Raw genomic sequence first — 6,487 nt, 5'->3', positions numbered from 1 at the left:
GACGATTTAGCAGAAGCTAGCCAAATTGCGGAGCGGTAGTTCAGTTGGTTAGAATACCGGCCTGTCACGCCGGGGGTCGCGGGTTCGAGTCCCGTCCGCTCCGCCAATGATTAAGAAGCCCAGTCGAAAGACTGGGCTTTTTTTCATGTCTGCAATTTGCCATCAAGGCGCACGGCTTTGGCGCAATGCCAAGTCGCTGAGACATTATCCGTAAACATTGCACCATCCCATCCATCCCTATCCCATTCCTCTGCCAACCTGGCTGAATTCAGCCCCTACTTGATACGCCATTAGCATGTCGCAGGGCGGTGGAGAGGTGGCTGGCAGGATGCCTCGCCGTTCAAGGTTTGCCTGATATGCGTAAAAGAGATAAGCAAAGCGCTATTTCTTTCTTCCTGGCATATGAAGGAGGAGGCATTCTGTACTCAACCCAACGATATGGAGTATCACCATGAAACTGCGAATGACCGCCCTGACCCTGTTATCCCTGCTGGCACTCGGCCAGGCCAATGCCGCCGAGATCCGTCTGCTCAACGTCTCCTACGATCCGACCCGGGAGTTGTTCCAGGCATATAACGGTGCCTTCGCCAAGGAGTGGAAAGCCAAGACTGGCGATGATGTGGTGGTTAGCCAGTCGCACGGTGGCTCCGGCAAGCAGGCTCGCGCCGTGGTGGACGGACTGGAGGCCGATGTGGTGTCGCTGGCGCTGGCCTATGACGTCGATGCCGTGGCCAAGGCGGGTCTCACCGCCGCGGACTGGGAGAGCCGCCAAGCCAACAATGCGTCTCCCTATACCTCCACCATCGTCTTCCTGGTGCGCAAGGGCAATCCCAAGCAGATCAAGGACTGGGATGATCTGGTGCGCAAGGATGTGTCTATCGTGACCCCCAACCCCAAGACCTCCGGCGGGGCGCGCTGGAACTATCTGGCGGCCTGGGGCTATGCCCTGAAGAAGAGCGGCACTGAGGAGGGGGCCAAGCAGTTCGTCGGCGATCTGTTCAAGAACGTGAAGGTGCTGGATTCCGGCGCTCGTGGCGCGACCACCAGCTTCATCGAGCGTGGCCTCGGCGACGTCTTGCTGGCTTGGGAAAACGAGGCACTGCTGGTGCTGGGGCAGCCAGGTACCAGTGACAAGTTTGAACTCGTGGTGCCGTCTGTCTCCATCCTGGCAGAACCGCCGGTCGCCGTGGTGGACAAGGTCGCCAAGAAACACGGCACCGAAGTCGTCGCCAAGGCCTATCTCGACTACCTCTACTCCGACGAGGGTCAGCGGATCATCGCCAAGTATCACTATCGTCCCAGCAACCCGGCGATCCTGAAGGAGACCTCGGCTCAGTTCCCCACGCTGACTCTGTTCACCGTCAAGGATCTGGAAGGGGATTGGGACAAGGCGCAGAAGAAGCACTTCGCCCAGGGCGGACTGTTTGACCAGATCTACCAACCGGGCAGCTAAGCCGCGCTGGCCCCTGTGCCAGCAGATAGGAGCACCATGATGAACAAGATCCTTCTGGTTCCCGGTCTGCACAACAGTGGGCCGGATCACTGGCAGAGCCGCTGGCATCAGCACTTCCCCCACTGGCAGCGGATGGTCGGTCTGCCATGGGACAAGCCGGACCTCACCGTCTGGAGCGCCAAACTGGCGAGTAAACTCAGGAGCCGGCGCAGCCAGGTTCACCTGGTGGCGCACTCCTTCGGGGCACTGACGGCCATCGCCGCCGCCAGGCTGCAACCGGAGAAGGTCGCCTCGATCCTGATAGTGGCGCCTGCGGATCCGGCTCGCTTCGGCATCCCGGACGAGGCACTGGCAGGCTCCGTCAAGGTCTCTGCCCAGCTCATCGCCAGCCGCAACGATCCCTGGATGACGTTCGAGCGGGCCGAGTACTGGAGCCGCCAGTGGCAGGTGCCGTTGTTCGATGCCGGCGAGGTGGGCCATATCAATGCCCAGTCCGGTCATGGGGAGTGGGGCCAGGGGCTCAATCTGCTGGGTACCCTCTATCGCCGGGCCGAGATGGTGGTCGAGCCGGTGCCTGCGGAATGGGGCAAGCGGGCGGCCCTCAGTTTTCGTTAACCCTTCACCATCAGACACGGCAAGGAGGCTCACCGCCATCAGATCATTCGTCATCTCCGTCAGCGTGCGCTCGTCGCGCTGACCTCAGGTTTCAAGGTTCCACGGCTCCGTTTGGTTAGGTCTTTTATTTATATAAAAGACCTTTTTTATTTTTACTGGGCTAAAGGCCTTGTTCCGCCGTCGTTAGACAAAAAAGTGATTAGCAAAGGCGTTATTGGTGTTTGTTGCCCCTGGCAGGAGTGAGCAGAATCGCTATATCGAAAGATGTTTATAACAAATGGATGTGTTATGCGATTAAGTTCTTATTCCGTCCTGCCAGGCCTGGGCCCGACGCTGGGCTTCAGCCTGCTCTACCTGAGCATACTGGTGCTGCTGCCACTCTCGGCGCTGGTGCTGTTTGCGGTGAACCACCTGAGCGCCGCCGAGTTCTGGCAGGTTATCGGCTCTCCCCGGGTACTCGCCTCCTTTAGGCTCAGCTTCGGGGCGGCCTTCATCGCGGCCCTGCTCAATAGCCTGTTCGGCCTGATCCTGGCCTGGGTGCTGGTGCGTTACAGCTTCCCCGGGCGTCGCCTGGTGGATGCGCTGATCGACCTGCCATTCGCCATGCCCACCGCGGTGTCCGGTATCGCCCTGTGCGCCATCTTCGCCCCCAACGGCTGGATCGGCCAGTGGGTCGCCCCCTTTGGCATCGAGCTCGCCTACAACCCAATCGGGGTGGTGATCGCACTCACCTTCATCGGTCTGCCCTTCGTGGTGCGCACCCTGCAACCCGTGCTGCGGGAGGCTGAGAGCGAGCAGGAGGAGGCCGCCGCCAGCCTGGGTGCCAACCGCTGGCAGACCTTCGCCCGGGTGCTCTGGCCCACCCTGATCCCGGCGCTGCTCACCGGCTTCGCGCTGGCGTTTGCCCGCGGCGTGGGGGAGTACGGCTCCGTCATCTTCATCGCCGGCAACCTGCCCATGGTGTCCGAGATAGCACCGCTGATGATCATGAGCCACCTGGAGGAGTACGACTACGCCGGCGCCTCCGCCATCGCCGCCGTCATGCTGCTCATCTCCTTCATCCTGTTATTGCTGATCAACAAGTTGCAAGCCTGGAGCTGGGCCCGCATCGGAGGGAGCCGGATATGAACACCTCTACCATTACCCTGGACACCGTTGTCCAGACGAGTGCGGCGGAGCGACATCAGGCCGTCACCCGCGAGCCGGTCTGGGTCAAGTGGCTGCTGATCGTACTCGGACTTGGCTGGTTCGCCGCGCTCTTGCTGCTGCCGCTGGCGACCGTCTTCATCCAGGCATTGTCACCGGGATTGGTCTTCTTCTGGCACGCCATCAGCGAGCCGGATGCCCTGAGCGCGCTCGGGCTCACCGCCCTGGTGACCCTCTGCTCGGTGCCGCTCAATCTGCTGTTCGGGCTCGCCGCCGCCTGGGCCATCGCCCGTTTCCGTTTCCCGGGCCGACAGTTGCTCATCACCATCATCGATCTGCCGTTCTCGGTCTCGCCGGTGATAGCGGGGCTGATGTTCGTGCTGATGTTCGGCAGTCGCGGCTGGTTTGGCGACTGGCTCAGCGAGCACGACATCAAGATCATCTTCGCCACCCCGGGGATCATCCTGGCGACCACCTTCATCACTGTGCCCTTCGTGGTGCGCGAGCTGCTGCCGCAGATGGAGGCCCGCGGGCCGGAAGAGGAGGAGGCCGCCATCATGCTGGGGGCGAGCGGCCTGCAGATGTTCTGGCGGGTGACCCTGCCCGGCATTCGCTGGAGCCTGATGTATGGGGTGCTGCTCTGTACCGCCAGGGCGGTGGGGGAATTTGGTGCCGTCTCTGTGGTGTCGGGCCACATTCGCGGCCAGACCAACACCCTGCCGCTGCACATCGAGATCCTCTACAACGAGTACCAGACCGGCGCCGCCTTCGCGGTGGCCAGCCTGTTGGCCCTGTTCGGGATCTTCACCCTGCTGGGGGAGACACTGTTGGCCAGGTTGCGTGGTCAGCCCACCAAATCCCATTGATATGGATTCGGGGATTATTGCGCGAGTGGCTCGGCGGAGTGCTCAGCCCAACCCAATCCACCACTGATTTCGATTTTACGGTTTACGAGAGGCAGCCATGAGCATTCAGGTCCAAGGACTCAACAAGCACTTTAACCAATATGCGGCCCTTGCCGACATCAACCTCGACTTTCACGACGGTGAACTGGTGGCGCTGCTGGGGCCGTCCGGCTGCGGCAAGACCACGCTGCTGCGCATCATCGCCGGGCTGGAGCAGGCCGACAGCGGCAACGTCATCATCCGGGGGGAGGATGCCTCCGCCCTCCATGTGCGCGAGCGCAACGTCGGCTTCGTGTTTCAGCACTATGCGCTGTTCCGCCACATGACGGTGTTCGAGAACGTGGCGTTCGGCCTGCGGGTCAAGCCGAGGAGCGAGCGCCCGAGCGAGGCTGCCATCCGCAGCCGGGTCAAGGAGCTGCTGGATCTGGTCCAGCTCAGCCACGTGGCCGACCGTTATCCGACCCAGCTCTCCGGTGGCCAGCGCCAGCGGGTCGCCCTGGCCCGCGCCCTGGCGGTGCAGCCCAAGGTGCTGCTGCTGGATGAGCCGTTCGGCGCCCTCGACGCCCAGGTGCGCAAGGAGTTGCGCCGCTGGCTGCGCGAACTGCACGACGAGCTGCACGTCACCAGCCTGTTCGTGACCCACGATCAGGAGGAGGCGCTGGAGGTGGCGGATCGGGTGGTGCTGATGAATGCCGGCTGGGTCGAGCAGATCGGCACCCCGGCCGAGGTTTATGACCAGCCCGCCAGCTCCTTCGTGCACAGCTTCCTCGGCAGCGTGAACCTGTTCCGCGGCCGGGTGGCGGAGCAGGGGCTCGGCATCGGCGAACAGCGGCTGGGGGGATCCGCCATCTCCCATCTGGCCCAGGGCAGTGCCGCCATCGCCTATGTGCGACCCCACGAGTTGGAGATCCTGCCCGCCGATGCGCCCGGTGGTATCAGTGCCACCATCACCCGCCTGCTGCCCATGGGGCCGCGGATCCGGGTCGAGCTGCGCGGCACCGGGGATACCCAGGGGGCGCATTTCGAGGCCGAGCTGAGCAAGGAGGCCGCCCGGGCCTTCGCGCCGGGTCAGGGGGTGCGCCTGGTGGCCAAGCAGGCGCAGCTCTATCCGGACTATCAGATCTGATGGAGCGGACTCCGTTCGTGGCTGTTAAGGCTCGGCTCTATCCCAAATCATCAGATCTGAGGGAGCCGAATTTGTGGTGGGGAGGCTTGGATCTTATCCCCGGAAGAGCGGTGGCGGCTTGCCCGTGCCGGTTACACAGTTTCAGGTTTGCGGCCCGGCATGAGCCTGGGCTGGCAATAAAACAAGAAGGCGGCGGCGGGGCAGACCCGACGGCCGGTCAGCGCAGGAGGCGATGACGTGAATTTTCAGCAACTACGCATTATCCGGGAGGCGGCGCGGCGGGACTACAACCTGACCGAGGTTGCCAACGCCCTGTTCACCTCCCAGTCTGGGGTCAGCCGCCATATCCGCGAGCTGGAGGAGGAGCTCGGGCTGGAGCTGTTCATCCGCTATGGCAAGCGACTGCTCGGCATGACGGAGCCGGGCAAGGAGCTGCTGGTGATTGCCGAGCGGATCCTCAACGACGCCAACAACATCCGCAAATTGGCCAGCACCTTCGCCAACCGGGATTCGGGCCGGCTGTTGGTGGCGACCACGCACACCCAGGCGCGCTACGCCCTGCCGCGGGTGGTAAAGGCCTTTCGCGAGCAGTTCCCGCTGGTGCAGCTGGAGCTGCGCCAAGGCGGGCCGGAGGAGATAGTGCGGCTGGTGCAGACCGGCGAGGTGGATATCGGCATCAGCAGCGAGCAGCTCGACAAGAGCGAAGGGGTGGTGGCCTTCCCCTACTACCGCTGGCATCACAACATAGTGGTGCCCGAGCAGCATCCCCTGACCGCCGAGCGGGAGCTGACCCTGGAGGCGTTGGCGAACTGGCCCATCATCACCTATCAGGCCGGGTTGACCGGCCGGGCGCGGGTGGATGAGGCCTTCGCCGAGGCGGGGATAGCGCCGCAGATCCTGCTGACCGCCCAGGACTCCGACGTCATCAAGACCTATGTCGAGCTGGAGATGGGGGTCGGCATACTGGCGGACATGGCGTTCGACGCCCAGCGTGACAAGGGACTGGTGCAGCTCGATGGCAGCCGGCTGTTCGCACCGCACACCGCCTGGATCGGGCTCAAGCAGGGGCAATTCCAGCACAACTTCGCCTGGCAGTTCATCCAGCTCTGCAACCCGGAGCTGGCGCTTGCCGAGATCCAGGCCCGCGCCATGAGCCACGAGCCGGCCCTCGATTACCAGATCTGAATGGGCTGACATGCCATAAACAAACAGGGAGCCATCGGCTCCCTGTTTGTTTATCTG

Annotated in this window: 6 protein-coding genes and 1 tRNA gene; all 7 read left to right on the top strand. The window is 63.0% G+C overall.

The features are described 5' to 3' along the window. Nucleotides 1-29 precede the first annotated feature (29 nt). The 7 genes from KW825_RS19300 to cbl all read left to right on the top strand — a co-directional run bounded on the left by KW825_RS19300 (nt 30) and on the right by cbl (nt 6,430). Nucleotides 30-106, top strand: a tRNA-Asp gene (locus KW825_RS19300). Nucleotides 107-451: 345 nt separating this feature from the next. Beyond that, nucleotides 452-1,453: a sulfate ABC transporter substrate-binding protein gene (locus KW825_RS19295; RefSeq protein ID WP_042653331.1), complete on the top strand. Its 1,002-nt coding sequence runs from the start codon at nt 452-454 to the stop codon at nt 1,451-1,453. A 39-nt stretch (nt 1,454-1,492) separates the two neighbouring features. Next, on the top strand, nt 1,493-2,068 hold the full coding sequence (locus tag KW825_RS19290) for an alpha/beta hydrolase (RefSeq protein WP_218330123.1): 576 nt from the start codon (nt 1,493-1,495) through the stop codon (nt 2,066-2,068). Nucleotides 2,069-2,356: 288 nt separating this feature from the next. Next, on the top strand, nt 2,357-3,196 hold the full coding sequence (gene cysT, locus KW825_RS19285; RefSeq protein ID WP_218330122.1) for a sulfate ABC transporter permease subunit CysT: 840 nt from the start codon (nt 2,357-2,359) through the stop codon (nt 3,194-3,196). Further along, entirely contained in the window at nt 3,193-4,080 is an 888-nt protein-coding gene (gene cysW / locus KW825_RS19280; RefSeq protein ID WP_218330121.1) for a sulfate ABC transporter permease subunit CysW, read from the top strand. The genes cysT and cysW overlap by 4 nt, the downstream gene beginning before the upstream one ends. 97 nt (nt 4,081-4,177) lie before the next feature. After that, on the top strand, nt 4,178-5,245 hold the full coding sequence (locus KW825_RS19275; protein WP_218330120.1) for a sulfate/molybdate ABC transporter ATP-binding protein: 1,068 nt from the start codon (nt 4,178-4,180) through the stop codon (nt 5,243-5,245). A 237-nt stretch (nt 5,246-5,482) separates the two neighbouring features. Then, nucleotides 5,483-6,430 carry an HTH-type transcriptional regulator Cbl gene (gene cbl / locus KW825_RS19270; protein WP_042653336.1) on the top strand — a complete coding sequence of 316 codons (948 nt, stop codon included), beginning with the start codon at nt 5,483-5,485 and terminating at the stop codon, nt 6,428-6,430. Nucleotides 6,431-6,487 lie beyond the last annotated feature (57 nt).

The sequence above is a fragment of the Aeromonas sp. sif2433 genome (assembly GCF_019218705.1).
Taxonomy (GTDB): Bacteria; Pseudomonadota; Gammaproteobacteria; order Enterobacterales; family Aeromonadaceae; genus Aeromonas; species Aeromonas encheleia.
The sequence above is the reverse complement of the archived record's forward strand: the minus strand, read 5'-3'. Positions and strand labels throughout refer to the sequence as shown.

What these genes read in the sequence shown, in the direction of transcription:
- KW825_RS19275 (WP_218330120.1), top strand. Translation starts at nt 4,178, where the DNA reads ATGAGCATTCAGGTCCAAGGACTCAACAAGCACTTTAACCAATATGCG.
- cysW (WP_218330121.1), top strand. Translation starts at nt 3,193, where the DNA reads ATGAACACCTCTACCATTACCCTGGACACCGTTGTCCAGACGAGTGCG.
- KW825_RS19290 (WP_218330123.1), top strand. Translation starts at nt 1,493, where the DNA reads ATGAACAAGATCCTTCTGGTTCCCGGTCTGCACAACAGTGGGCCGGAT.
- cysT (WP_218330122.1), top strand. Translation starts at nt 2,357, where the DNA reads ATGCGATTAAGTTCTTATTCCGTCCTGCCAGGCCTGGGCCCGACGCTG.
- KW825_RS19295 (WP_042653331.1), top strand. Translation starts at nt 452, where the DNA reads ATGAAACTGCGAATGACCGCCCTGACCCTGTTATCCCTGCTGGCACTC.